The organism is Amycolatopsis mongoliensis, from assembly GCF_030285665.1.
Classification (GTDB): Bacteria; Actinomycetota; Actinomycetes; order Mycobacteriales; family Pseudonocardiaceae; genus Amycolatopsis; species Amycolatopsis mongoliensis.
The window spans coordinates 7,443,679-7,468,057 of record NZ_CP127295.1; the positions used below are offsets into that span (position 1 = coordinate 7,443,679).

The window sequence follows — 24,379 nt, forward strand, 5'->3', positions numbered from 1 at the left end:
GCGGTCTCCTTAGTCTTTGACGGCGCCGCTGGTCAGCCCGGCGACGACGTACCGCTGGGCGACGACGAGCAGGACGGCCGCGGGGACCGCGGCGAGGACGGCGGTGGCCATGATCCCGTTCCAGTCGGCGGACTGGTTGCCGACGAACCGGTAGATGCCCACCGTGATGGGCTCGAACGTCTGGCCGGTGGTGAGGGTGACGGCGAACAGGAAGTCCGCCCAGGCGAACAGGAACGAGAACAGCCCGGCGGTGACCAGGGCGTTGCGGCTGACCGGCAGGATGATCGAGAAGAACGTCCGCCAGTACCCGGCACCGTCCACCCGGGACGCTTCGGTGAGCTCCTTCGGCACGGAGACCATGAACGCCCGCAGCAGGAGCACGGCGAACGGGATGGTCGCGGTCGAGTCCGCGAGCACCAGGCCGAGGTAGTTGTCGATCAGGCCGAGGTTGCTGAACACCGTGTAGAGCGCGTTCGCCATCACGATGCCGGGGATCATCTGCACGATGAGCAGCACGAACACCAGTGCCGGCCCGCCGCGGACCTTCAGCTGGGCCAGCGCGTACGACGCGGGTGCGGCGATCGCCAGCGACACGAGCACGGTGCCGAGCGCGACGACGACGCTGGAAAGCAGGTGCGGCCCTTGGGAGGACAGCGCCTTGCGATACCCGTCCAGGGTGCCGTCCACGGGGAAGAACGCCGGGTCCGGGCGCAGCAGCGCGCCGCTGGGCTGCAGGGAGGCGTTGACCATCCAGTACAGCGGGAACAGCAGCACCGCGACGGTCAGGACGCCGGCGACCGTGCGGGTCCCGGCCTTCACGCCGCCGCCTCGGCCAGGGTCGCCTTCGCCGAACGCAGGTACAGCAGGCCGAACACCGTCGCCACCAGGATGAGGACGTTGCCGACCGCGGCGCCCTGCCCGAACGCGAAGTCCTGGAAGGACAGCCGGTAGGACCACGTGGTGAGCGTCTGCGTCGCGTTGGCCGGGCCGCCGCCGGTGACGACCATGATCACGTCGAACACCTTGATCGTGTAGACCAGCCCGAGCATGAGCACGATCCCGGTGACCGGCCGCAGCAGCGGCCACGTGATGTGCCGGAACCGCTGCCACGCGCCGGCTCCGTCCAGCGACGCGGCCTCGTACAGCGACGCCGGGATCGCGCGCAGCCCGCCGTGCAGGATCACCAGGTTGAACGGGATGCCGATCCAGATGTTCGTGAGGATCACCGCGGGCAGTGCCCAGTTCGTGCTGCTGAGCCACGGGACCGCGTCGAGGCCCACGAAGCGGAGAGCCGCGTTGAGCACGCCGTGGTCCTGGTCGAACATCCACCGCCAGACCGCCCCGCTCACCACCAGCGGCAGCAGCCACGGCAGCAGGAGCAGTGAGCGCAGCACCGAGCTGCCGAAGAAGCGGCCGGTGAAGAACACCGCGAGCGCCAGGCCGAGGCCGAACTGGAAGACGAGCGACCCGGCGGTGAACAGAGCGGTGTCGAGCGCCGCCGTGCCGAACAGCGGGTTGTCGAACACGGCGGCATAGTTGGCGAAGCCGACGAAGGGCGCTTCGCCGGTGTAGAACGACTTCACCGTGTAGTTCTGCGTGCTCATCACGAGGTTCGCGGCGAGCGGGTAGCCGAAGAACACCCCGATGTAGGCGAGGGCCGGCAGCAGGAACAGCCAGGCGGCGAACCGGTTGTCCCGCCGCGGTTTCCGGCCGGCGCGGCGGGGTGCCGAGACGGCCGGGACGACCAGCGTCACGACCCGCTCGCCTGTTGTGCCGCCTTCAACGCCTGGTCGGCCGGCTGCTTCCCGGTCAACGCCGCCTGCAGCGCGTCGGCCAGGGCCTGCGAGACCTTCGGGTACTTCTCGCCGAGCTCGGCGGTGCGGGAGCGGGCGGAGCCGACCTCGTCGACGAACGCCTGCATCGCCGGCTGCTCGGTGCCGAACTTGGCCGCGGTGGCCGTCTTCGACGGGATGTAGGCGTGCGCCTTGCTCCACTCGAGCATGGTGGGCTCGGAGAGGATGCAGGAGAGCACCTTGCCGGCGGCCTGCTGGGTGGGGCCGCTGGTGACGGGCACGGTGCCGACCTCGCCGCCGAGCGCGACCACGGGCTTCGCGCCCGTCTGCGGCACCGGGATCGGGACGACGCCGTAGTGCAGGGACTTCTGCTCGTCGAGCCGGGCCAGGTTCCACGACCCGTTGACCATCATCGCCGCGTTGCCGCCCACGAACTGGTCGGCGACGTCGTTCTGGTTCCACGTCACCACGGACTTCGACGCCGAGCCGGAGTTCACCAGGTCGGTGACGAATTGAAGCGCTTTCACGGACTGCGCGGAGTCCAATTGCGACAGCTCCGCGCCGTTGCTCCAGAAGAACGGGAGGAACTGCCAGGTGCCCTCCTCGGACGGGATCGCGGAGAAGGCGAGGCCGTACTTGCCGTCCTTGGTGAGCTTCGCCGCGGCCGCCTTGAGCTCGTCCCAGGTCTTCGGCGGTTCGACCCCGGCCGCGGTGAGGAGGTCCTTGTTGTAGATCAGCGCGAGGCCGTTGACGCCGGGGGCGACGCCGTACACCTTGCCCTGGTAGGTCCCGGCCTTGACGATGCTCGGGTAGTAGCCGTCGGTGGTGATGCCGTAGCCGTCCAGCGGGGTCAGCGCGCCGGTCGCGGCGACCTGCTGCAGTGTCGGGTTGTCGGTGAAGAGCAGGTCCGGCAGCGTCTTCGAGCTCGCGCCCTGCAGGACCTTCGGCAGCATCTGGGCGGTCGGCACGGTCTGGCGCTGGATCTTGATCCCGGTCTGCGTGGCGCAGGTGTCGAGGATCTTCTGCCACGCCGCGGAACCCTGCTCGTCGGCGTAGTAGTCGAGCTCGGTGATCGACGTGGCGGCCGGGGCGCCGGCGCCGTTCGAGGCCGGCGGCGCGGGGCTGGGGCTGCACGCGGCCAGCAGCGCGGCGCTCGCGGCCAGGACGAGGGCACGACGGGCTACGGACATGTGACTCTCCTTCGACGGCGGAGCAGAACCGGTCAGGCGCGCGGCGCGGCGGTGCTGTCGCGCCGGGTCAGGCGAGGTCCGAGCAGCCGGACCTCCGGAGTGGTGTGGCCGGCGAGCCGGCGCATGGTCATCTCGACGGCCTGGGCCCCGACCTCCTCGGCCGGGATGGCGACCGTGGTCAGCGCGACCGGGTGGTGTTCGGCCATGCTGTCCGGGCAGACCGCGACGACGGAGATGTCCTCGGGCACCCGCAAGCCGCGGTGGCGCAGGTCGGAGAGCAGCCCGGGCAGCACGGCCTCGTTGTGCACGACCAGGCCGGTCAGGTCCGGGTCGGCGGTGAGCAGGTCGTCCAGGCAGGCGCTCACCGCTTCGTAGGAGTGGGCGCACGCCCGGGAGGACGCGCGCACGTCGCGGCTCTTCGCGGCGTCGTCGAACCCGCGCAGGAACCGCGTCGCGTAGCTCGTGCCGCGCCGGTAGACGGCGGGGGAGGGCCCGATCAGCGCGATCGAGCGGTGACCGAGGTCGGCCAGGTGCGCGACGCACGCCGAGCCGGCCGCGGTGAAGTCCAGGTCGACGCAGCTCAGCCCGGCCGGGTGGTCGGGCACGCCGATGAGCACCACCGGCAGGTCGAGCGCGATGAGCATCGGCACCCGCGGGTCGGCGGCTTCGACGTCCATCACCATCAGCGCGTCGGCGATCGCCGACGACGCCACCCGCTGCAGCGCGGCGGGGCCTTCGTCCTTGGTGAGCAGGAGCAGGTCGTGGTCGTGCGCGCGGGCCGCGGTGACCGCCGAGGCGACGAACTCCATCACCACGGCGACGTTGAGGTCCGTGCGCAGCGGCACGACCAGGGCCAGCACGTTGGTCTTGCTGCTGGCCAGCGCCCGGGCCCCGGCGTGCGGGTGGTAGCCGAGTTTGCGGATACTCTCCTCGACCAGCCGCCGGGTCTTCGGCGAGATCGAGCGCTTGCCGCTGATCACGTACGACACCGTGCTGGGTGCCACGCCCGCCGCCGTAGCGACGTCGTTGATCGTGACCACGGGCGGCCTCCTGGGGACGGGGTGGGGCGGAAGGCTGTCGAAGCGCATCGACGATGGCACGAAGGTAAGTGACACCCGCCCGAAACACAAGCAGGATTTGCCGCCGGCGCATATTCGATTCGCATTCGACGATCGCCGCTCGCGTCGAAACCGTCGAACGCACCTGATAGGAGATCTTCCCGCAGCTCAGGACGCAGTTTCCGGAGTCGGCCGGACTTCCTGGGTGCGCTCCCAGGAAGTCTTGACCTCGTGCTCACGCGACTGTAATAGTCGTCACCATCCTCACCTTCGACGCGAATGTTCCGCGCCGCACTGTCGAAACGTTTCGACGATTCCGGGAGGCCGTCCGTGCGCCAGTTCCCGCTCCGCCGTGCTCTCGTCCCGGTCGTGGCCGCCACCCTGCTGCTGGCGCCGGCGCCGGCGCTCGCGGCGCCCCCGATGCCGTTCCGCGACCCGGCGCTGCCGCTCGCGACGCGGATCGACGACCTGCTCTCCCGGCTGACGGCCGACGAGAAGATCTCGCTGCTGCACCAGTACGAGCCGGCCATCCCGCGCCTGGGCATCGGCGTGTTCAAGACCGGCACCGAAGCACTGCACGGCGTCGCGTGGTCGACCGACTACGACCACAACGGTGCCGTGGTGAAGGCCGACGGCACCGTGTTCCCGCAGGCCATCGGTCTGGCGAGCACCTGGGACCCGGCGCTGGTCCGGCAGGTCGGCACGGCCGTCGGGCAGGAGGCGCGCGGCTTCAACGTCCGCAACCCGACGCTGTGGGGCCTCAACCTGTGGGCGCCGGTGGTCAACCTGCTGCGCGATCCGCGGTGGGGCCGCAACGAGGAGGGCTATTCCGAAGACCCGTACCTCACCGGGCAGCTCGCGACGGCGTACGGCCGCGGCATCCAGGGTGACGACCCGCGCTACCTGCAGGCCGCCCCGACGTTGAAGCACTACCTCGCCTACAACAACGAGGTCAGCCGCGACACCAGCAACTCCTCGGTGCCGCCGAAGATCCTGCACGACTACGACGAGCAGGCGTTCAAGATCCCGCTGCAGGCGGGCGCAGCCAACGGCGTCATGCCGTCGTACAACCTGGTCAACGGGCGGCCGAACACCGTGAGCCCCGACCTCGGCGGCCTGCTGCGGCGGTGGGCGCCCCAGGACATCGCCGTCGTCAGCGACGCCGGCGCCCCGTCCAACCTCGTCAACTCGGAGAAGTACTACGCCACCAAGGCGGAAGCGGACGCGGCGGCGATCAAGGCCGGGCTCGACAGCTTCACCGACAACGACACGAACGGCTCGATCACCGTCGAGGCCGTCAAGGAAGCGCTGACGCGCGGATTGCTGACGATGGCCGACGTCGAGAAGGCCGACCGGCACCTGCTGTCGCTGCGCTTCCGGTTCGGCGAGTTCGACCCGCCGGGCCGCAACCCGTACGCGAAGATCACCCCGGCCGTGATCGATTCGCCCGAGCACCGCGCCCTCGCGCGCAAGGTCGCCGACGAGCAGGCCGTCCTGCTGCGCAACGACGGCAACGCCCTGCCGCTGGACGCGGCGAAGAACAAGAAGGTGGCCGTCGTCGGCCCGCTGTCGGACACCCTCTACGAAGACTGGTACAGCGGCTCGATGCCGTACCGCGTCACGCCGGTGCAGGGCATCACGGAACGCTTGGGCACCTCGGGCACGGTCGCTTCGTCCGAGGGCGTCGACCGGATCGCGCTGAAGGACCTCGCCACCGGCCGGTACCTGACGGCGCCCGCCACCCCCGGCAAGGTGACCGCGGGCGGGACGGTCGCGGGCGCCGCGGAGTCCTTCGACGTCTTCGACTGGGGCGCGGGCAAGAACACCCTGCGCGCGGCGGCGAACGGCAAGTACCTCGGCTACTCCGGCGGCGCGCTCGTGAACGACGCCGACCAGCCGTCCGGGTGGTTCGTGCAGCAGCAGCTCAAGCTCGACCCGCAGCCCGACGGCAGCTACGTGCTCGAGTACGCGGGCAACGAGGTCACCGAGCCGTGGTTCGGCCCGAACCGCTTCGCCGTCGTCGGCGCCGACGGGGTCCTCACGATCTCCGCGCCCGACGCCGCGCACGCGACCAAGTTCGGCCGCGAGGTCGTCACGAGCGGGGTCTCCTCGGCGGTCGCCGCGGCGCGGGGCGCGGACACGGCGGTGGTCGTGGTCGGCAGCATGCCGTTCATCAACGGCCGTGAGGCGAACGACCGGACGAGCACGGAACTGGCGCCGGCGCAGCGGGCGTTGATCGAAGCCGTGCGGAAGGCGAACCCGCACACCGTGGTCGTGGTGGAGAACAGCTACCCGACGACCGGCTGGGACACGCTGTCCGTGCCGGGGATCGTGTGGACGAGCCACGCGGGGCAGGAGACCGGGCACGCGGTCGCCGACGTCCTCTTCGGCGACCACGACCCGAGCGGGCGGCTCACGCAGACCTGGTACGCCTCCGACGCGGGACTGCCGAGCATCCTGGACTACGACATCGCGAAGACCGGGATGACGTACCAGTACTACCGCGGGAAGCCGTTGTACCCCTTCGGATACGGGCTCAGCTACACGAGCTTCCGGTACGGGGCCGTGCGGGCTTCCCTCTCCGGCTCGGCGGTGCAGGTGAGCGTCGACGTGACGAACACCGGGGACCGGTCCGGGACCGACGTCGTCCAGCTCTATTCGAAGGAGTCCGGCGTGCAGCGGCTGCGTGATTTCTCCCGCGTGACGCTGGCACCGCACCAGACGCGCGCGGTGCGGTTCTCGGTGCCGGTCGCGGACCTGGCGTCCTGGAACGCTTCGCTGGGACGGTCCGTGGTGGAGCAGGGGGTTCACGACTTCTCGGTGGGCCGCAACGCCGCCGACCTCTCCGCGGCGCGGCCGGTGTTCGTGCCGGGGGAGCGGATCCCGCCCCGCGACCTCAGCCGACCCACGCCGGCGCAGAACTTCGACGACTACTCCGGGACGACGCTGACGGACACGTCGAAGACGTCGGGGACCTCGGTCGCGGCTTCCTCCGGGAACTGGCTGGCCTACCGCGACGCCGCGCTGAGCGGCCCGGCACTGTTCACCGCTTCGGTGTCCGCGGCGGGGCCGGCGCACGTCACGGTCCACCTGGACTCGCCGACCGGCCGGATCCTGGGCACGGCCTCGGTGCCGGCCACGGGGGACCGGTACGCGTACACGACGGTGACGGCGGCACTGGCGAAGGCGACCGGCCGCCACGACGTCTACCTGACGTTCGACGGGCCGGTGAACCTGGCGACGTTCTCCCTGCGGTGAGCGGTCTGCCGCGGCTTGTCGTGAGTGAGAAACAGGGTTAGAACACTGTTTCTCACTCACGACCCGGCGGGCTCAGGGCTTCCGGCCGACCCCGGCGTACGGCAGCGCGTTGATCGACGGGTCGTCGGACATGTCGCCGGCACCCTCGGGCTTCCACATCGCGCAGCCGACCACGCCGGGCTCGACCATCTCGAAGCCGTCGAAGAAGGCGAGCACCTGGTCGTGCGTGCGAGGGACGGGCTGGTTCTGCTGGTCCTGGTTGCTCTTGTACACCTCGACCGCCTCGTCGAGGCGCTCCGACTCGGAGTCGGCGGCGACGTGCGTGGCGGCCAGGAAGCTGCCCGGGGCCAGCCGGTCGCGGTAGCGGGCCAGGACACCCGCCGGGTCCCACGAGTCGGGCACGAAGTGCAGCAGCAGCAGCATGAACACGCCGATCGGCTCGTCGAGGTCCAGCAGCTTGCCGGCACCGTCGAAGATGTCGTTGACGTCACGCAGGTCGGCCTGCAGCACCAGGCAGTTCTCGTTGTCCTGCAAGAGCAGTTCGCTGTGGGCCACGGCCACCGGTTCGCGGTCGACGTACACCACGCGGCACGACGGGTCGGCCTGCTGGACGATCTCGTGCAGGTTCCCCACGGTCGGGATGCCGGAGCCGATGTCCAGGAACTGCCGGACGCCGGAGTCGACCATGAACCTGGCCGCCCGGCGCAGGAACGCGCGGTTGAGGCGGGCCGCGTCGCGGACGCCCGGCATGATCTTGAGGATCTGCTCCCCGAGCGCGCGGTCGGCGGCGAAGTTGTGGTCGCCGTCGAGCCAGAAGTCGTACACCCGCGCCGGGTTCGGCACCGTGGTGTCGATCTCCGGCGGTACCCAGCTCAGTTCCCCGGTCACGGGACCTCCCACCCTCGCGCACCTCTGAAAGGCGGGAGTCTAGCGCCCTCCTCCGTTCGTGTGGACCCGGACTCGGCCCGGCCGCCGCCCCGCTAGGGTGGCCCGGTCGCGAGGAGACGAGACATGACCGACGTGCGTCCCGTTCCCGGCCGGTGGCCCGTGCTCGGGCACACGGTGCCGCTGCTGCGCGACCCGCTGAAGCTCTTCACTTCCCTGCCGTCGCACGGAGATGTCGTCGAACTCCGCCTCGGGCCGCTACCGGTGCACGTGGTCACGACCCCGGAACTGTCCTGGCAGGTGCTGGCCACCGACGCCGACAAGTTCGACAAGGGCCTGGTCTTCGACAAGATGCGCCCGCTCTTCGGCGACGGCCTGGCCACCTCGAACGGCGAGCTCAACCGCCGCCAGCGCCGCCTGGTGATGCCCGCCTTCGGCCGCACCCGGATCGCGGGCTACGCGGAGACCACCATGACGAAGCTGGCCGGCGAGCTGGCGAGCTCCTGGCAGCCGGGCGAAATCGTCCAGCTCGACCGGCGGATGCAGGATCTCGTGCTGACCATCGCGGGGCAGACGCTCTTCTCCACCGCGCTCGGTGACGAGGCGCTGGCGGAAATCCAGCGCTCGATCCCGATCATGCTGAAATACGTGCTGATCCGGGCGTTCTCTCCGAAATTCGTGGAGAAGCTGCCGATTCCGCCGAACCGGAAGTTCGACGCCGCGGCCGCGCGCCTGCGCGACGTCATCGGCGAGACCGTCGTCGCCGCCCGGGAGCAGGGCGCCGACCACGGCGACCTGCTGTCGATGCTGCTCATGGCCCGCGACGAGGACACCGGCGAGGGCATGACCGACCGGCAGGTGCACGACGAGGTCATCACGATCCTCACCACCGGCGCCGAGACCACCGCCGTCGCGCTGGCCTGGTTCTTCCACGAGCTCGGGCAGCACCCGGAGGTCGAGCGGCGGTTCCACGCGGAGGTCGACGAGGTCCTCGGCGGGCGGCCCGCGCGGTTCGAGGACCTGCCGGACCTGGTGTACACGCACCAGATCGTCAACGAGATCGTCCGCCGCACCCCGCCGCTGATCCTCATGCGCCGCGCCCGCGAGGACGTCGAACTCGGCGGCGTCACCATCCGGGCGGGCAGCGAGGTCGCGGTCAGCCAGCACACCCTGCACCGGGATCCGCGCTGGTTCCCCGACCCGGAGCGCTTCGACCCGGACCGCTGGACGCCCGGGCACACCGCGGAACTGCCGAAGGGCGCGTACATCCCGTTCGGCGCCGGCGCGCGGCTGTGCCCGGGACACGTGTTCGCGCCGACGGAGATCGGCATCGTCGCCGCCACGATCGGGGCGCGGTGGCGACTGGTTCCGGTGCCGGGCAAGAAGGTCCACGCGCAGCTCAAGGCCACCATGCAGCCGAACCGGCTGCCGATGACCGTGGTGCCGCGCGGGACCTGACGGTACCCGTTCGGCTACCGGGTGTAGTGTTCCGGAGTTCCTTCACCTGTCCGAGTCCAGAGGGAGTGCGGCGTGAAGCTGCCCGTCAAGGTGACGTCGGCCCTGTTCGCCTGCGGTGTCCTGCTCGCTTCGACGACCGCCGCGATGCCCGCCGAGGCCGCCGCGATCTCCTGCACCGACACGGATCTGCCGGTCAGCGGCCCGGGCCTGCCCCCGCTGGTCCCGGGCGCGCCCGCCACGATGCACGGCCGGCTGTGCCTGCCGGCCGGCGACGCCCCGGACACCGTCCAGCTGCTCGTGCACGGCGGCACGTACAACAGCGCGTACTGGGACCTGCCGTACCAGCCCGAGCGCTACTCCTACCAGCGCGACATGGCCGCGCACGGCTACGCGACCTTCGCCGCCGACCAGCTCGGCGCCGGGCGCAGCAGCCGCCCGTTGAGCCTGCCGCTGTCGGTCTGGGCGGCCGCCGAATCGACGCACGAGGTGGTCGGCCACCTGCGTGCCGGGCACGTCGGCGGCGTGCGGTTCGCGAAGGTGGTCATCGTCGGGCACTCGGTCGGGTCCGGGGTCGTGGCCGTGGAGGCGTCGACCTACCACGACGTCGACGGCGTCGTCCTCACCGGCATCACCCACCTGCCCGCGCTGCCGGTGCTGGCGCTCGGCGCGGCGCTCGGCCTGCAGCCCGCGCTGCTCGACGGCCAGCTCGGCAGCCTGGGCAGCGACCCGTTGTACTTCACGACGAAACCGGGCGCGCGCGCCGGGTTGTTCTACGCCGCGGGCGATTCCGACGCGGGCGTGATCGCCGCCGACGAAGCGACCAAGGACCAGGTTTCGGTGCCCGGGATGGGCACGGTCGCGCTGTTCGGGATCGTGTTGCCGGCGACGAAGGGAATTACCGTACCGGTTTTCCAGGTGGTGGGGGAAAAGGACGTACTTTTCTGCGGCCTGCTCGCGCTGCGTGACTGTTCGGACGCCGGCGTGCTGCGCGCGCAGGAGGCGCCGTATTACGCCGACCCGTCGAACCTGTCGATGTACGTCCTGCCGGGTGCCGGTCATTCCGTTGCGTTGCACGAAAACGCGGCGGACTACCGCGACGCGACCCGGTCGTGGCTGCGGGATCGCCTGGCGGTCGCTCCGCAGGGTTATCACTCGATTGGATGAATGCTGTTTCGTGCACCGGACGCAATTTCGCGCCAAGATATGTCGGCTACCCGAACCGGTGTGTGACCGAAGCTCGTTCTGATCAGCCGGCGCGACGGAGCTGCAGGCGGCCTGCCGGCAGTTACCTTGCGCCGGGCGGCCGCCGAGCGAGCTTCACTGGACCCAGGACAGGCTGAGGTGACTGCTCCCCATCCCCGCGGTGACGTCCCGCGGAAGAAGCCGTCCGCCGAACGCGCGGCGAGACGGCTCGGCACGCTCGCGCGCAAGTGGGGCTACCTGATCAGCACCACCGCGTACCTGCCGCACACCCCCGAGGAGGTCGAGCGCGAGCTGGCGGTGCTCGTCGGGCGGCTGTTCGAAGCGGTCGCGAGCGACCCGCCGGAGCTGGAGGAAGCCGCGGCCGCGGGTGCGCGGCTCGTCGAGCTGCGCTGCGTCGGCGCGGACAGCCTGCGCCGCAGCCTGGAGGTGCTCGGCAAGGCCCTGCTGCGCGAGCCGGAGCTGCGCCGGGTCGACGGGTTGGCCGAACGGGTCGTGCTGGTGCTCGGCGCGCTCAGCGCGGGCTACGGCGAGACGTTGCGCGAAGACATCCAGAAGCGCCAGGAAGGCCTGAGCCGGGCCCTGCTGAAGGTCGAACAGGAGACCCGCCAGAAGCAGATCATCACGCGCGCGCAGTTCGAGGAGGTGTTCGCCGGCTCGGCCAGCGGCGTCGCGCTCACCGAGCTGGACGGCCGGGTGCTGCGCGCCAACGCCGCGCTCGCCAAGACGCTCAACCGCACGCCGGCCGAGATCGCCGCGATGACCCTCTTCGACCTGGTTCACCCGGACGAGGTCGAGCAGCTGCGCGAGGCCTACGGGGAGCTGGTGGCCGGACGGCTGCACCGGCTGCGCGTCGGACGCCGGCTGATCGGCAAGGACGGCGAGCCGATGTGGGCCACCTTCGCCGCGTCGGTGATCCGCGACGCGGTCGGCACGCCCCGGCAGCTGATCACGATCATCGACGACGACACCGAGGTGTCGCTCCTGCAGCGGCGCCTGTCCCACCAGGCCCTGCACGACGTGCTCACCGCGCTGCCGAACCGGCAGTTCTTCAGCACCCGCCTGGAGAACCTGCTGCGCGACGCCGACGCGGCACGCGGGGTCACGCTCTTCCACCTCGACCTCGACGGCTTCTCGCAGATCACCGGCGGGCTCGGCCAGAACCTCGGCGACCGCGTGCTGCGCGGGGTCGCCGCGAAGCTGAAGACGGTGTTCGAGGGGGAGAAGGCGCTCATCGCGCGCCTCGGCGGCGACGAGTTCGGCGTGCTGGTGCAGAACACCGCGGACACGCCGGGCGTCGTGGCGCTCGTCCGCCGGATCACCCACGAGCTGGCGGAGCCGGACTACGTGGACGGGAACCGCGGCGTCGCGGTGTCGGCCAGCATCGGCGTCGTCCACCGCCCGCCACGCGACATCACGCCGGCCGAGCTGCTGCGCGCGTCGGACCTGACGCTGCGCCGCGTCCAGCGGGCCGGGAACCAGTGGGGCCTGTTCGACCGCGAGCTGGACCGCCGCGACCGCCACGACTTCGGTCTCGCCGCGGCGATGGCGGGCGCCTGGGAGAACGGCGAGATCGAGGTCCGCTTCCGGCCGCTGGTGGCCGCGGCGGATGGCTCGGTCCAGGGCGTCGAGGCGAGGCTGCGCTGGAACCACCCGGCCGAAGGCGTGCTGGCGCACGAGACGTGCGTGCGGCTGGCGGGGGAGACGGGGCTGGCGCTGCCGCTGGGCACGTGGCTGCTGCGCACGGCGGTCGAGCGGGTCGCGGCGGCCGGCGTCGACCTGCCGCTGACCGTCGAGCTGACCGCGCACCAGGCCGCCGACCCGGAGCTGGTCGGGGAGATCCGCGGCGTGCTGGAGTCCACCGGCCTGGCGCCGGAGCGCGTGCGGCCGGGCTTCCCGTCGGCGACCCTGCTCGCGGACTCCGGCGACGCGGCCGACAACCTGAAGGTGCTCGCGGAAATCGGCGTGGGCGCGGAGATCCACGACTTCGGCGACGTCACCTGCCTCACGGAGTACCCGGTGCGCGCGGTCCGCCTGGCGCCCGGCCTCGCGGCGCGTCGTGACCACCCGCTGGTGGACCGCTCGCTGACGGCGCTGGTCGAAGCGGCCCACCTGGCCGGCGCGGAGGTCGGCGTGGCCGGGATCGAGCGCGTCGAGCAGAGTGAGTGGTGGCGCGAGCGGGGCGTGGACCGGCTGTCGGGGCCGCTGTTCGCCGAGGTGCCGGGCGGCCTGCCCGCCTGCTGAGCCGTCAGATCCGCACCAGCACCTCGTCGAGGGACTTGCGCCGCAGGTCCGGCACCACGCAGTCGTCGGCCGGGTAGCCGACCGGGATCACCGCGAACGCCCGTTCGTTGCGCGGCCGGCCGAGCAGCTCGCCCAGGAACCGCATCGGCGACGGCGTGTGCGTCAACGCCGCCAATCCGGCCACCTGCAAGGTCGTCAGCAGCATGCCGACCGCGATGCCCACCGACTCGTCGACGTAGTAGTGCTTGCGGACGCCGCCGTCGTCGTCGAGCGCGAACCGTTGCTGGAAGACGACGATCAGGTACGGCGCGTCGGTCAGGTGCGGCTTCACCGCGTCCGTGCCCAAGGGGCGCAACGCATCGAGCCACTCGGCACCGAGCCGGCCGTCGTAGGAGACCCGCTCCTCCGCCTCGGCGGCCGCACGGATCCTCCGGCGCACGGCGGGATCGGTGACGAGGACGAACGTCCACGGCTGCTGGTGCGCGCCGCTGGGGGCCGTCGACGCCACCGCGATCGCGTCGAGCACCGCGCGTTCGGGAACCGGGTCGGGGGAGAACATCCGGACCGAGCGCCGCGCTTCCATCCGGTGCCGCAGGGCGGCGGCCTCGGCGACGGCTTCGGTGGCGGGCAGACGGGCCGGCCGGTACGGGACGGGGCGATACGTCATGACCGGATTGTGGCGGGGGACACCACAACGCCAGCAGGGCCGAACGTACGATTTTCGACACCGAGACGTCCGGCATACGGACAGTAAGGTGATCCTTGCTTGGTTTTTTACGCTGAACGGCGCAAAGCAACTAGGCCGTTCGGTCCTGTCGCACGAAGTGACCTCCTCATTACCCTCCAGTAGTCAGTGGTGCCGATCACAGTCGCCGGAGGAGGCCCCATGGCGTCGCGCGTCCGAGGACCCGGCTCCGAAGACCGGCGCGAACTGCGGCTCAGGCACATCGCCGGCTGCCTCTCCTGCACCCTCAAGTGCGGGTACTGCGGCCTGCCGGTCCGGCTCACCGGGCCGGGCGACCACCCCGGCCACGGCGTGGTCGAAGAAGTCACCGGGGAACTGGTGCTGCTGCACCGGTTCTGCCGCGGCGCGCTCGGCCGCTGCCGGACGCGGGGGTGCGTGCTGCGGCGCGCCCACCTCGGCCGCGCGACCGAGCAGTACGAAACCGGCCGCCGCCGTCCGGGGCGCTACCAGCGCCTCGGCGTCCGCCGGTCGCCCGACCTCGATCTGTACCGGAAACACTGGCGGGTCGCGAAGATGCGGTACGCGTGCAAGGCATGCCGCTACTACACCGGCTCGCACTGAGCCGTTCCTTCCAGCACGTCACGGAGGACTCGTGCTCGTTCGTCTCATCCTCGGCCTGCTCATGACCGTCGTCGGCCTCGCCGTCGCCGGGAAGCGGGTGGCGTTCCTGTACCGGCTGATCAAGGCCGGCCAGCCCGACACCAAGCGGTCGGACGACCTGGGCGCCCGCGTGTTCGCGCAGGTGCGGGAGGTGTTCGGCCAGCGCAAGCTCCTGAAGTGGTCGGTGCCCGGCCTGGCGCACTTCTTCACGTTCTGGGGCTTCGTGATCCTCGCTTCGGTGTACCTCGAGGCGTACGGCGCGCTCTTCGACGAGCGGTTCGCGATCCCGTGGATCGGCCACTGGGCGGTGCTCGGCTTCCTGCAGGACTTCATCGCCGTCATGGTGGCCGTCTCGCTGGGCGTGTTCACGGTGATCCGGATCCGGCAGGCGCCCGCGCGCAAGGACCGCGCGTCGCGCTTCTTCGGCTCGCACACCGGCGGCGCGTGGCTGATCCTCGCCATGATCTTCAACGTCGTCTGGACGATGTTCCTGTACCGGGGCGCGTCTTCGGCGTCCGGCAACTTCCCGTACGACTCGGGCGCGTACGTCTCGCTCGGCGTCGGCAACCTCCTGGAGCCGCTCGGGCACTCGGCGACGGAGGTGCTCGAGACGGTCGGCCTGCTGCTGCACATCGGCGTCATGCTGGTGTTCCTGTCGATCGTGCTCTACTCCAAGCACCTGCACATCTTCGTGGCGCCGATCAACGTCTCGGCGAAGCGGCTGCCGGACGCGCTCGGCCCGCTGCTGCCGATGGAGTCCGCCGGCAAGCCCATCGACTTCGAAGACCCGGGCGAGGACGACACGTTCGGCCGCGGCAAGATCGGCGACTTCACGTGGAAGGGCATGCTGGACTTCTCCACGTGCACCGAGTGCGGCCGCTGCCAGTCGCAGTGCCCGGCGTGGAACACCGGGAAGCCGTTGTCGCCCAAGCTGCTCATCATGAGCCTGCGCGACAACATGTTCGAAGAGGCGCCCTACATCCTCAGCGGCAAGGAGCACGAGGACGCACGTCCGCTGGTGGGGACGGAAGCCGACAACGGCGTCATCGACCCGGACGTCCTCTGGTCGTGCACCACCTGCGGGGCGTGCGTCGAGCAGTGCCCGGTGGACATCGAGCACGTCGACCACATCGTCGACATGCGCCGCTACCAGGTGATGATCGAATCGGCGTTCCCGACCGAGCTGGGCGGGCTGTTCAAGAACCTGGAGACCAAGGGCAACCCCTGGGGCCAGAACAACTCCGAGCGCCTGGCCTGGACGAAGGACCTCGGCTTCGACGTCCCGGTGTTCGACGGCGAGCTCGCGGAAGACGTCGAATACGTCTACTGGGTCGGCTGCGCGGGCGCGTTCGACGACCAGGCGCGCAAGACGGTCCGCGCCACGGCCGAGCTGCTGCACATCGCCGGCGTGAAGTACGTCGTGCTCGGCAAGGAGGAGTCGTGCACCGGCGACCCGGCGCGGCGCGCGGGCAACGAGTTCCTGTTCCAGATGATGGCGCAGCAGACGGCGGAGACGCTCAACGCCGTGTTCGAGGGCCGCGAGCCGCGGCTGCGCAAGATCGTCACGACGTGCCCGCACTGCCTCAACACGCTGGGCCGCGAGTACCCGGACCTGGACGGGCACTACGAGGTCGTGCACCACACGCAGCTGCTCAACCGCTTGGTGCGTGGTGGCCGGCTGACGCCGGTGAAGACGGTCGAGGACGGCCCGAAGGTGACCTACCACGACCCGTGCTACCTCGGGCGCCACAACAAGGTCTACACGCCGCCTCGCGAGCTGGTCGGCGCGACGGGAGCAACTCTCGAGGAGATGCCCCGCCACGCGGACCGGGCCCTGTGCTGCGGCGCTGGTGGCGCGCGGATGTGGATGGAAGAGCAGATCGGCAAGCGCATCAACCTGGAGCGCGTGGACGAAGCGATCGCGACCGACGCGGAGACGATCGTGACGGGCTGCCCGTTCTGCCGGGTGATGCTGACGGACGGCCTGGTCCAGCGCCAGAGTGAGCAGAAGGCGGAGAACGTCGACGTCCGTGACGTGGCTCAGCTGCTGCTGGAACGGGTGAAGGCGCCGGAGGCGGCACCCAAGCCCTGACCGGTTCAGCGCGAGGACTGATCGACGGCCTTGATGGTCGCGCAGAACCCTTCGATGGCGGCGAGGTCCTGCTTCGGGACCTCGTCGCCGGAGAAGTGCATGAGGTCGTTCCTGATCCGGCGCGCCTCTTTGAGCAGGTCGAGGAACGCCCCGTGGTCGAGCGGCCACTTCAGCATGTCGAAGTGGTGCAGATCCTCGAAGAGGCGCACGTAGCCGCCGAACGTCGGATTCCCGTTCGCCCACTGGGGCGCGACCTTGTCGAGCAGGTCCTCGGGTACGCAGCGCTTGGTTTGGCGGCGAAGCCGCAGCTCCGCCTCCTCCAGCAGGGAGAACGGCCGGGCGAGCATGCCGAACTGGCGGGCGAGGTCGTTGGCGGTCACGATGCCGACGAGCGTCCGGCGGTCCCCTCCCCGGACGAACACGTAACCCCGGCTGCAGATCTCGTCGATCTGCCCGAACAGCTCGTCGTCGAAGTCGATGACGCGGACCTGGGTGGTGGCGTCCCGCAACGTCGGCTCGGGCTTCGCCAGGCGGGCCCGGCCGATGGATTCCCAGCTGACGGCGCCGGCGTAGAATCCGTCGTCATCGGTCACGGCCAGCTGCGAGTAGTCCTTGGCCAGCATCAGGGTCACCGCGGCGGCGAGCGGCTCGCCGGCGGTGATGGTCTCGATGGCCGGTTTCTCCGGCAGGATCGCGCGCACCATCCACTTGGCGGGCAGGTCGTCCCCAGGCTCGGCCTCGGGTGAGTCGGGCTCCGAGTCGGTCGCGCCCGGCTCGACGGCGATCGGGACCAGCTCGACGGCCGTGTCCATCCGGACCGTGGTGAACGGTGGCCTGGTCGTGACCCCGTGCTCGGCCAGCTCGGAGTGCACGGTCACCTGGGAGGTCGCGGTGCGCCGCCGGTAACCCCACAGGGACAGCAGGTTCCGGACGGTCAGCTGGACGGGCACCGCACCGCTCTCGACGGCTTCCCACAGGTCGGCCCGGGTCGCGTCGGGGTCGAGGTTCGCCGAGGCGTGCCGCCAGCCCGGGTCCGGCCGTCCGGCCGCGACTTCTCCGATCCGCCGGGCGGCTTCGTGCCGGCTCAGCCGGCAGACGGTGAGCAGCGAACCGAGACTGCCGCGCAGGTCGGCGCCGAACTCACCGGGGTCGATGTCCCGCCGAAGCCACCGGACCGGCCGGGCGTGCCGGCAGTCCGGGCTCGCGCCGGGACGGTAGTGGTACGCCCCGGTGACCTCCCCGATGGCGAACTGCCGCACGTTCTTGAGCGGCATGACGACGAGGTCGCCTTCGTTCATCTCCCGGTAGAAACGCCACAGCTGCCCCGCCCAGTTCCCGATCACGTAGGTGGACCGTTGCGGGTAGCACTCCCGCAGCCCCGCCTTCAGCGCTTCCCGGGTGTCGAACCGGCCGAGCGCGGGAACGCCGCCCCAGCCGGCGATCGCGAGACCTTCGGCGAGGGACTCCTGGTCGCGCTCGCCGTGTCTTCCCGCGCGGACCTGCCATGCAGACTTCATCGTTCTCCCGGTGCCCTGGAGCCGAACTGGCTTACGCACCCAGTCGGTCCAGGGGCGATGATCGTCGCCCGAAAGCGGACTGGTTCACCCGTTCGTGGCATGTCTTCCGGTGGGAGGGCGATGGGGCAGCGGGGAACAGCGACGCTCGAAGGTGCCGGCACGCGTGGCTCCGGCGCGAGGCGCGCGGGACCTGGTGTCCGGCGCCGGCTCGCGCGCCGGCACGTTCGTCGACAGCGAGACCCTGGCGAGCGGGGGTGCGGTGGCTGGTCCGACGACATGAATGAGTCATTCATGTCGTCGGATGAAGTGAATGGGTCATTCACTTCATCGCGGTAGGACCGCGCGGACTCTGCCGGCGCGCGCCGGAAACGGGCGCGCCCGCGCCGGCCGTCAGCTGTCCACAGTGGAAGCGACCACAGTGGACGGTGACGACATCGCCGGCTTCTTGCGGCCCAGCTCCGCGGTCGGGACGCGGTGGGTCTCCCGCGCCGTCGCCGCGGCGGCCGCCGTCACCACGCACACCGCCGCGGTGAAGATCGCGACGCCCAGCCAGTCCTCCTTGGCCGAGCCGATCGCCGCCACCACGCTCGGCGCGAACCCCGCCACCGCGAAGCCGATCTGGGTGCCGATCGCCATGCCCGAGAGCCGCACCCGGGCGGTGAACATCTCGCCGTACAGCGACGGCCAGACCCCGTTCACCCCGGAGTACGCCACCCCGAACAGCACGATGCCGAGCACGAACAGCAGGGCGTACGAGCCGATCGAAATCGACCACAGGTAGGGGAAGATCAGGACGCCGCAGAGCAGGCACCCGGTGATGAACACCGGCTTGCGCCCGACCCGGTCGGCGAGCCCGGCGAGCAGCGGGATCGCCGCCAGCGCCACGACGTTGGCCAGCACCCCGACCCAGAGCATCGGCGTGCGGGCCAGGCCGATCGTGTTGACCGCGTAGCTGAGCGCGTACACCGTGAAGATCGTGCTCACCGACGCGATCGTCGCCGCGACGACCACGCGCAGCACGTCCGCCCAGTGGTCCCGGAAGAGGACGGCGACCGGCAGCTTCGCGACCTCGGTGCGTTCGAACACCGGTGTCTCGTCGAGCTTGCGGCGGATGACGAACCCGACGACCACGACCGCCGCGCTGCACCAGAACGGCACCCGCCAGCCCCACGTCAGCAGCTGGTCCTGGGGGAGCGCCGCGACCGGGAGGAAGATCGCGGTGGCCAGGATCTGGCCGGCCTGGGTGCCGCTGAGGGTGAAGCTGGTGAAGTACGCGCGCCGCCGTTCCGGGGCGTGTTCGAGCGACATCGAGTTCGCGCCCGCCTGCTCACCGGACGCGGAAAGTCCCTGCAGCAGCCGCAAGAGGACCAGCAGGATCGGCGCGAGCACGCCCACGGTCCCGTACGTCGGCAGGCAGCCGACGGCGAACGTCGCGACGCCCATCAGCAGCAGCGTGAAGACGAGGACGCGCTTGCGGCCGAAGCGGTCGCCGACGTGGCCGAGGACGAACGCCCCGACCGGCCGGGCGAGGTAGCCGACCCCGAAGGTGGCCAGGGCCAGCAGGGTGCCGGTCGCGGGGGAGGAGGCGGGGAAGAAGACCTTGTTGAACACCAGCGCGGCGGCGGTGCCGTAGATGAAGAAGTCGTAGTACTCGAGCGCGCTGCCGATCCAGGCGGCCAGCGCCGCCTTGCGGGGCATCGATCCGGTCACGGGATGAGCTCCTGACGTCCGTGCTTCGTTGCTCAGAGTCGGCGGAAGCAATGTACGGGCTAGTTAGTTAACAAAGAGTGCGAGACGGGACCCGAGGTGTCAAGGGGGGACGGGAAGTCGATCACCGGCGGGCTCCGCGCTCGTGAAAGCCGTGAAGGACTCCTTCCCGGCCATAAGAGCCGGTAAGGAGTCCTTCACGGCAAACGGCGGTTCGTCCAGCCCTTCCGCCGGGGGCGAGCACCGGGCTAAAGTGAACGTACTAGTTCGTACATAAATCGGGAGGACGTGGCGTGACCAGCTACCTGATCGGACTCGTCGGCTCGGGCATCGGGCCGTCCGCCAGCCCGGCGCTGCACGAGCGGGAGGCCGACGAGCTCGGCCTCCGCTACGTCTATCGCCTGCTGGACCTCGACGTGCTGCGCCGCCCGGTCGCCGACGTCGTCGCCGCGGCCCGGGCGACCGGCTTCGACGGCCTCAACGTCACTCATCCGGCCAAGCAGGCCGTGCTCCCGCACCTCGACGAGCTCTCGCCGGAGGCCGCCGCGCTCGGCGCGGTCAACACCGTGGTCTTCGACGGCGGCCGCGCGATCGGGCACAACACCGACGCGACCGGCTTCGCGTGCAGCCTCACGCGCGGCCTGCCGGACGTCCGGATGGACGACGTCGTCCTGCTCGGCGCCGGCGGGGCGGGCGCGGCCGTCGCGCACGCGCTCCTGTCGCTGGGCACCGGACGGCTCACCATCCACGACGTCGACGGGGAGCGGAGCGCGAAGCTGGTGGACGCCCTGCGCCGTCGCTTCGGCGCGGGCCGCGCGCAGACCGGAGACCTCGAGGCCGTCCAGCGCGCCGACGGCCTGGTGCACGCCACGCCGACCGGGATGGCCGCCCATCCCGGCTCGCCGGTGCCGATGGAGCTGCTGCGGCCGGAGCTGTGGGTCGCCGACATCGTCTACCGGCCGCTGGAGACCGCGCTGCTGGCCGGCGCCCGGGCCCGCGGCTGCCGCGTGCTGCACGGCGGCGGCATGGTCGTGCTGCAGGCCGCCGAGTCGTTCCGGCTGTTCACCGGCGTCGAGCCGGACCCGGCGCGGATGCTGCGTCACTTCGACACCCTCGAAGGGAAGGCCGCCCGCGCCGCGTGAACCCCGCACGGCGCGCGACGCGCCGTGCCACCAGCGAAAACCTCCGCCCGAGTGATCCGCTCGCCGGCCGCCGTCCCGGGAAGTCTTTTCCCGGGACGGTTTTCGTTGCGCCGTCCGGGTGGTCGCGCGCAGGATTCCGCGCGCCCACCGGTGAAAAACGTTCCGGACACCCTCCTATTCGGACGACTTCCACCGCAGGTCGGGCCGGTGCCGGTGACCGGGCGACTACACCGCGTCAGACTCCCCGGTGCGTTTACAACGTTCCGGCAACCGCCTTGACAGCGCCTGTGGTACGTACCACTCTAACCCCAACATTGGTCTACACCATTTGGGGAGTCCGGCCGCGGTCCGGCCGGGCATCGAAAGGACGGCATCGAGTGAAACGCTGGCTCAAGCTGGCGGCGGGCGCCGCCGCACTGACCCTCGCGACCGCCGGCTGCGCGGGTTCCAGCGGCTCGGACACCGCGGCCTCGTCGAGCGGGAACGCGCCGCTCAGCGGCACCGTCACGGTCTGGCTGATGACCGGGTCCGCGCCGACCACCCTGACCGACGCGCTCAACAAGGAGTTCGAGACCGCGCACCCCGGGGTCAAGGTCAAGTACGAAATCCAGCAGTGGGACGGCATCCAGCAGAAGCTGACCACCGCGCTGGCCGGCGGTACCCCGCCCGACGTGATCGAGATCGGCAACACCCAGACGGCGGCGTTCGCCGCGCAGGAGGGCGTGCTGACCGACCTGACCGGCGACAAGGACAGCTTCAACGGCGCGCAGTGGCTGAAGGGCCTCGCCGACTCGGGTACCTACGACGGCAAGGTCTACGGCGTGCCGTTCTACGCGGCCAACCGCGAGGTCATCTACCGCAAGGACATGTTCGAGCAGGCCGGCATCACCAAGACGCCGACGTCGAACGACGAGTGGATCGACGCGATCGGCAAGCTGAAGACGAAGTTCGGCTCCGACCCCGACTTCCAGGCGCTCTACATGCCGGGCCAGAACTGGTACGCGCTGCTGTCGTTCATCTGGGACAACGGCGGTGACATCGCCCAGGCCGACGGCAAGAACTACAAGGCGACGCTGGACAGCGCCGGCGCGAAGGCCGGCCTCGACTTCTACAAGAAGCTCGTCGACACCTCCGGCACCAAGGCGCCGAAGGACGCGGACGAGGCCAAGCCGCAGCAGGCGACCGTGTACGGCGCCGGCAAGGTGGCCATGATGATCGGCCTCCCGTGGGAGGTCGCGACCGCGGCGAAGACGGACCCGAGCCTGACCGCCAAGACCGGCGCGTTCGCGATCCCGAGCAAGACCGCCGGCCAGAGCGCCCCGGTCTTCCTGGGCGGCTCCAACCTGGCCATCCCGGCCAACAGCAAGAACGTGGCCGCGGCCAAGGAGTACATCAAGCTGCTCTCCAGCGCGAAGTACCAGGGCCAGCTCGCCGCCGCCGGCGTCGTGCCCGGCACGTGGACCGACCTCACCGGCCTGGACAAGGACCCGATGGGCAGCGTGATGGCGAAGGCCTCCGCCAACGGCAAGGCCGTGCCGGCCAGCCCGAAGTGGGGTGACGTGGAGTCCGGCCAGAACCCGGTCAAGGACATGCTGACCGCGTACCTGACCGGCAAGAAGACGCTCGACCAGGCGACCGCCGACGCCAACGCAGCGCTGAACAAGCTCATCGGCGGATGACAGCGACCGCGAATGTGACGATGCCGGCGGGGGCGACCCCGCCGGCATCGCCGCGCGACGCGGGGGTCAAGAGGCGCAGGCGGGGCCGGTTCGGCGACCGGGTGCTCCCGTACCTGCTCCTCCTCCCCGCCCTCGCCGCGATCCTCGTCCTGCTCGCCTGGCCGCTGGTCCAGGTGCTCGCGATCAGCTTCCGCAAGCTCGACATCGGCCAGCTCGTCTCCGGCAAGACCATCTGGATCGGGTTCGACAACTACACGAACACGCTCTCGGACCCGGAGTTCTGGACGATCACCTTCCGGACCCTGGTCTTCACCGCCGCCATCGTGGCCGCCACCATCCTCGGCGGCCTGCTGCTGGCGGTGCTCATGCGCCACCTCGGCCCGGTCGTGCGGATCATCGTGCAGGTGACGCTGGTGCTGGCCTGGGCGACGCCGGTGATCGCCACGACCACGGTGTTCCAGTGGATCTTCGACGAGCAGTACGGGATCCTCAACAAGACCCTCGACCGGCTCGGGTTCCACGGCTTCATCGGCTTCTCGTGGTTCTCCAGCGGCGCCAGCACGCTGTCGGTGATCGGGCTGCTCATCGTGTGGCAGGCCGTGCCGTTCGTGACGTTCTCGCTGTACGCGGGCATCATCGGCGTCTCGCGCGAGCAGTACGAGGCCGCAGGCATCGACGGCGCCAGCGCGTGGCAGACGTTCCGCGCGGTCACCTGGCCCGCCATCCGGCCGATCACCACGATGGTGACGTTCCTGTCGGTGCTGTGGGACTTCAACGCGTTCGCCCAGATCTGGGCGATCCGCGAGGGCGGTCCCGACGGCGAGAGCACCACGCTGGCCGTGGTCCTGTACCTCAAGGGCATCGCGGGCAACCACTTCGGCGCGGCGGGCGCGATCGCGACCCTGATGCTGATCGTGCTCGCGCTCATCACGGGCCGGTACATCCAGCTGCTCACCCGGACCCGGGAAGGTGATCTGTCGTGAGGAAATCGCTGCCACAGCGGATCGTGCTCTCGGTGGTCGGCGTGCTCGTCGCGCTGGCGATCGTCTTCCCGACGTACTGGATGTTCGTCACGTCGCTGCGCACGCCCGGCGAGATCCTCTCGCCGAAGTACGACCTGATCCCGACGTCGATCTCGTTCGGCAACTTCGCCACGGCGCTGGGCAAGGACAACTTCCCGGTCTACCTGATGAACAGCCTGATCGTCACGGTCGGCTCGGTGCTGTGCGCGCTGGTCGCCGGAACCCTGGCGGCGATCCCGCTGTCGCGGCTGCGCTTCACCGGCCGCAAGGGCTTCCTGGTGCTGGTCATGGTGGCGCAGCTGGCCCCGGTGTCGGCGCTGTTCATCCCGCTGTTCCTGCTGATGCGGGACGCCGGGCTGCTGAACACGCTGCCGTCGCTGCTGCTGATCTACTTCGCGACCACGCTGCCGTTCACGGTCTGGATGCTCTACGGCTTCGTCAACGGGATCCCGTACGAGCTGGAAGAGGCCGCGATGATCGACGGCTGCAGCCAGACCGGCGCGTTCCGCCGGGTGACGCTGCCGCTGCTCGGGCCCGGGCTGGTCACGACGTCGGTGTTCAGCTTCATCACGGCGTGGAACGAGTACCTGTTCGCGCTGGTGTTCATCCAGGACAAGCCGAAGGAGACGCTGCCGGTGTGGCTGGCGTCCTTCCGCACGGCGTTCGCCACCGACTGGGGCGGCGTCATGGCCGCGTCGGTCATCTACGCGATCCCGGCGCTGGTGTTCTTCCTGCTCGTGCAACGCAAGCTCGTGTCCGGCGCGACCGCCGGCGCCGTGAAGGGGTAGC

Annotated in this window: 18 protein-coding genes; 10 read left to right on the forward strand and 8 right to left on the reverse strand. The window is 70.4% G+C overall.

Annotation, left to right across the window (positions count from 1 at the left end; translation table 11 throughout):
• Positions 1–9: 9 nt before the first annotated feature.
• Genes QRX60_RS35885 through QRX60_RS35900 form a run of 4 tightly spaced genes read right to left on the reverse strand, consistent with a single transcriptional unit; the run spans position 10 to position 4,023 of the window.
• Positions 10–819 carry a carbohydrate ABC transporter permease gene (locus tag QRX60_RS35885; protein WP_285995882.1) on the reverse strand — a complete coding sequence of 270 codons (810 nt, stop codon included), beginning with the start codon at positions 817–819 and terminating at the stop codon, positions 10–12.
• Positions 816–1,754, reverse strand: coding sequence for a carbohydrate ABC transporter permease (locus tag QRX60_RS35890; RefSeq protein ID WP_408630159.1), 939 nt, complete (start codon positions 1,752–1,754; stop codon positions 816–818). The genes QRX60_RS35885 and QRX60_RS35890 overlap by 4 nt, the downstream gene beginning before the upstream one ends.
• Positions 1,751–2,983: a sugar ABC transporter substrate-binding protein gene (locus QRX60_RS35895; protein ID WP_285995883.1), complete on the reverse strand. Its 1,233-nt coding sequence runs from the start codon at positions 2,981–2,983 to the stop codon at positions 1,751–1,753. Before QRX60_RS35895 ends, QRX60_RS35890 begins: the two co-directional genes overlap by 4 nt.
• Positions 2,984–3,015: 32 nt before the next feature.
• On the reverse strand, positions 3,016–4,023 hold the full coding sequence (locus QRX60_RS35900; RefSeq protein ID WP_285995884.1) for a LacI family DNA-binding transcriptional regulator: 1,008 nt from the start codon (positions 4,021–4,023) through the stop codon (positions 3,016–3,018).
• Positions 4,024–4,320: 297 nt separating this feature from the next.
• Here QRX60_RS35900 and QRX60_RS35905 point away from each other — a divergent pair, with 297 nt between their 5' ends.
• Positions 4,321–7,299, forward strand: coding sequence for a glycoside hydrolase family 3 protein (locus QRX60_RS35905; RefSeq protein ID WP_408630160.1), 2,979 nt, complete (start codon positions 4,321–4,323; stop codon positions 7,297–7,299).
• A gap of 72 nt (positions 7,300–7,371) precedes the next feature.
• Here QRX60_RS35905 and QRX60_RS35910 read toward each other — a convergent pair whose 3' ends face one another.
• Positions 7,372–8,187, reverse strand: a complete 816-nt coding sequence (locus QRX60_RS35910) for an SAM-dependent methyltransferase (RefSeq protein WP_285995886.1) — start codon at positions 8,185–8,187, stop codon at positions 7,372–7,374.
• A gap of 123 nt (positions 8,188–8,310) precedes the next feature.
• On the opposite strand from QRX60_RS35910, the gene QRX60_RS35915 reads away from it, so the two are divergent.
• The 3 genes from QRX60_RS35915 to QRX60_RS35925 all read left to right on the forward strand — a co-directional run bounded on the left by QRX60_RS35915 (position 8,311) and on the right by QRX60_RS35925 (position 13,086).
• A complete protein-coding gene (locus tag QRX60_RS35915) occupies positions 8,311–9,642 on the forward strand; it encodes a cytochrome P450 (RefSeq protein ID WP_285995887.1) in 1,332 nt (443 codons plus the stop codon).
• Positions 9,643–9,720: 78 nt separating this feature from the next.
• Positions 9,721–10,806, forward strand: coding sequence for an alpha/beta hydrolase (locus QRX60_RS35920; RefSeq protein WP_408630287.1), 1,086 nt, complete (start codon positions 9,721–9,723; stop codon positions 10,804–10,806).
• 177 nt (positions 10,807–10,983) lie between these two features.
• A complete protein-coding gene (locus QRX60_RS35925; protein ID WP_285995889.1) occupies positions 10,984–13,086 on the forward strand; it encodes a putative bifunctional diguanylate cyclase/phosphodiesterase in 2,103 nt (700 codons plus the stop codon).
• A 4-nt stretch (positions 13,087–13,090) separates the two neighbouring features.
• Here QRX60_RS35925 and QRX60_RS35930 read toward each other — a convergent pair whose 3' ends face one another.
• On the reverse strand, positions 13,091–13,753 hold the full coding sequence (locus QRX60_RS35930; protein ID WP_285995890.1) for a nitroreductase family protein: 663 nt from the start codon (positions 13,751–13,753) through the stop codon (positions 13,091–13,093).
• A 219-nt stretch (positions 13,754–13,972) separates the two neighbouring features.
• Between QRX60_RS35930 and QRX60_RS35935 the strand changes: the two genes are divergently transcribed.
• A complete protein-coding gene (locus tag QRX60_RS35935; protein ID WP_285995891.1) occupies positions 13,973–14,392 on the forward strand; it encodes a hypothetical protein in 420 nt (139 codons plus the stop codon).
• Positions 14,393–14,423: 31 nt separating this feature from the next.
• Positions 14,424–16,523 carry a (Fe-S)-binding protein gene (locus QRX60_RS35940; RefSeq protein ID WP_285995892.1) on the forward strand — a complete coding sequence of 700 codons (2,100 nt, stop codon included), beginning with the start codon at positions 14,424–14,426 and terminating at the stop codon, positions 16,521–16,523.
• 5 nt (positions 16,524–16,528) lie between these two features.
• Here the strand turns inward: QRX60_RS35940 and QRX60_RS35945 are convergent, their stop codons facing one another.
• Together QRX60_RS35945 and QRX60_RS35950 are read right to left on the reverse strand one after the other, a co-directional pair.
• The gene (locus tag QRX60_RS35945) at positions 16,529–18,040 is read right to left on the reverse strand and encodes a CBS domain-containing protein (protein ID WP_285995893.1); all 1,512 of its coding nucleotides are present in this window, start codon (positions 18,038–18,040) and stop codon (positions 16,529–16,531) included.
• Positions 18,041–18,430: 390 nt separating this feature from the next.
• A complete protein-coding gene (locus QRX60_RS35950; RefSeq protein ID WP_285995894.1) occupies positions 18,431–19,750 on the reverse strand; it encodes an MFS transporter in 1,320 nt (439 codons plus the stop codon).
• Between the two features lie 290 nt (positions 19,751–20,040).
• Here QRX60_RS35950 and QRX60_RS35955 point away from each other — a divergent pair, with 290 nt between their 5' ends.
• From QRX60_RS35955 to QRX60_RS35970, 4 genes are all read left to right on the forward strand, one after another.
• Entirely contained in the window at positions 20,041–20,889 is an 849-nt protein-coding gene (locus QRX60_RS35955) for a shikimate dehydrogenase (protein WP_285995895.1), read from the forward strand.
• A gap of 377 nt (positions 20,890–21,266) precedes the next feature.
• Complete coding sequence (locus QRX60_RS35960) at positions 21,267–22,568, forward strand: sugar ABC transporter substrate-binding protein (protein ID WP_285995896.1); 1,302 nt, start codon at positions 21,267–21,269, stop codon at positions 22,566–22,568.
• Positions 22,565–23,551 (forward strand): carbohydrate ABC transporter permease, encoded by a 987-nt coding sequence (locus QRX60_RS35965; RefSeq protein WP_285995897.1) that lies wholly within the window; start codon positions 22,565–22,567, stop codon positions 23,549–23,551. The genes QRX60_RS35960 and QRX60_RS35965 overlap by 4 nt, the downstream gene beginning before the upstream one ends.
• A complete protein-coding gene (locus QRX60_RS35970) occupies positions 23,548–24,378 on the forward strand; it encodes a carbohydrate ABC transporter permease (RefSeq protein ID WP_285995898.1) in 831 nt (276 codons plus the stop codon). Before QRX60_RS35965 ends, QRX60_RS35970 begins: the two co-directional genes overlap by 4 nt.
• The last annotated feature ends 1 nt before the right edge of the window (position 24,379 follow it).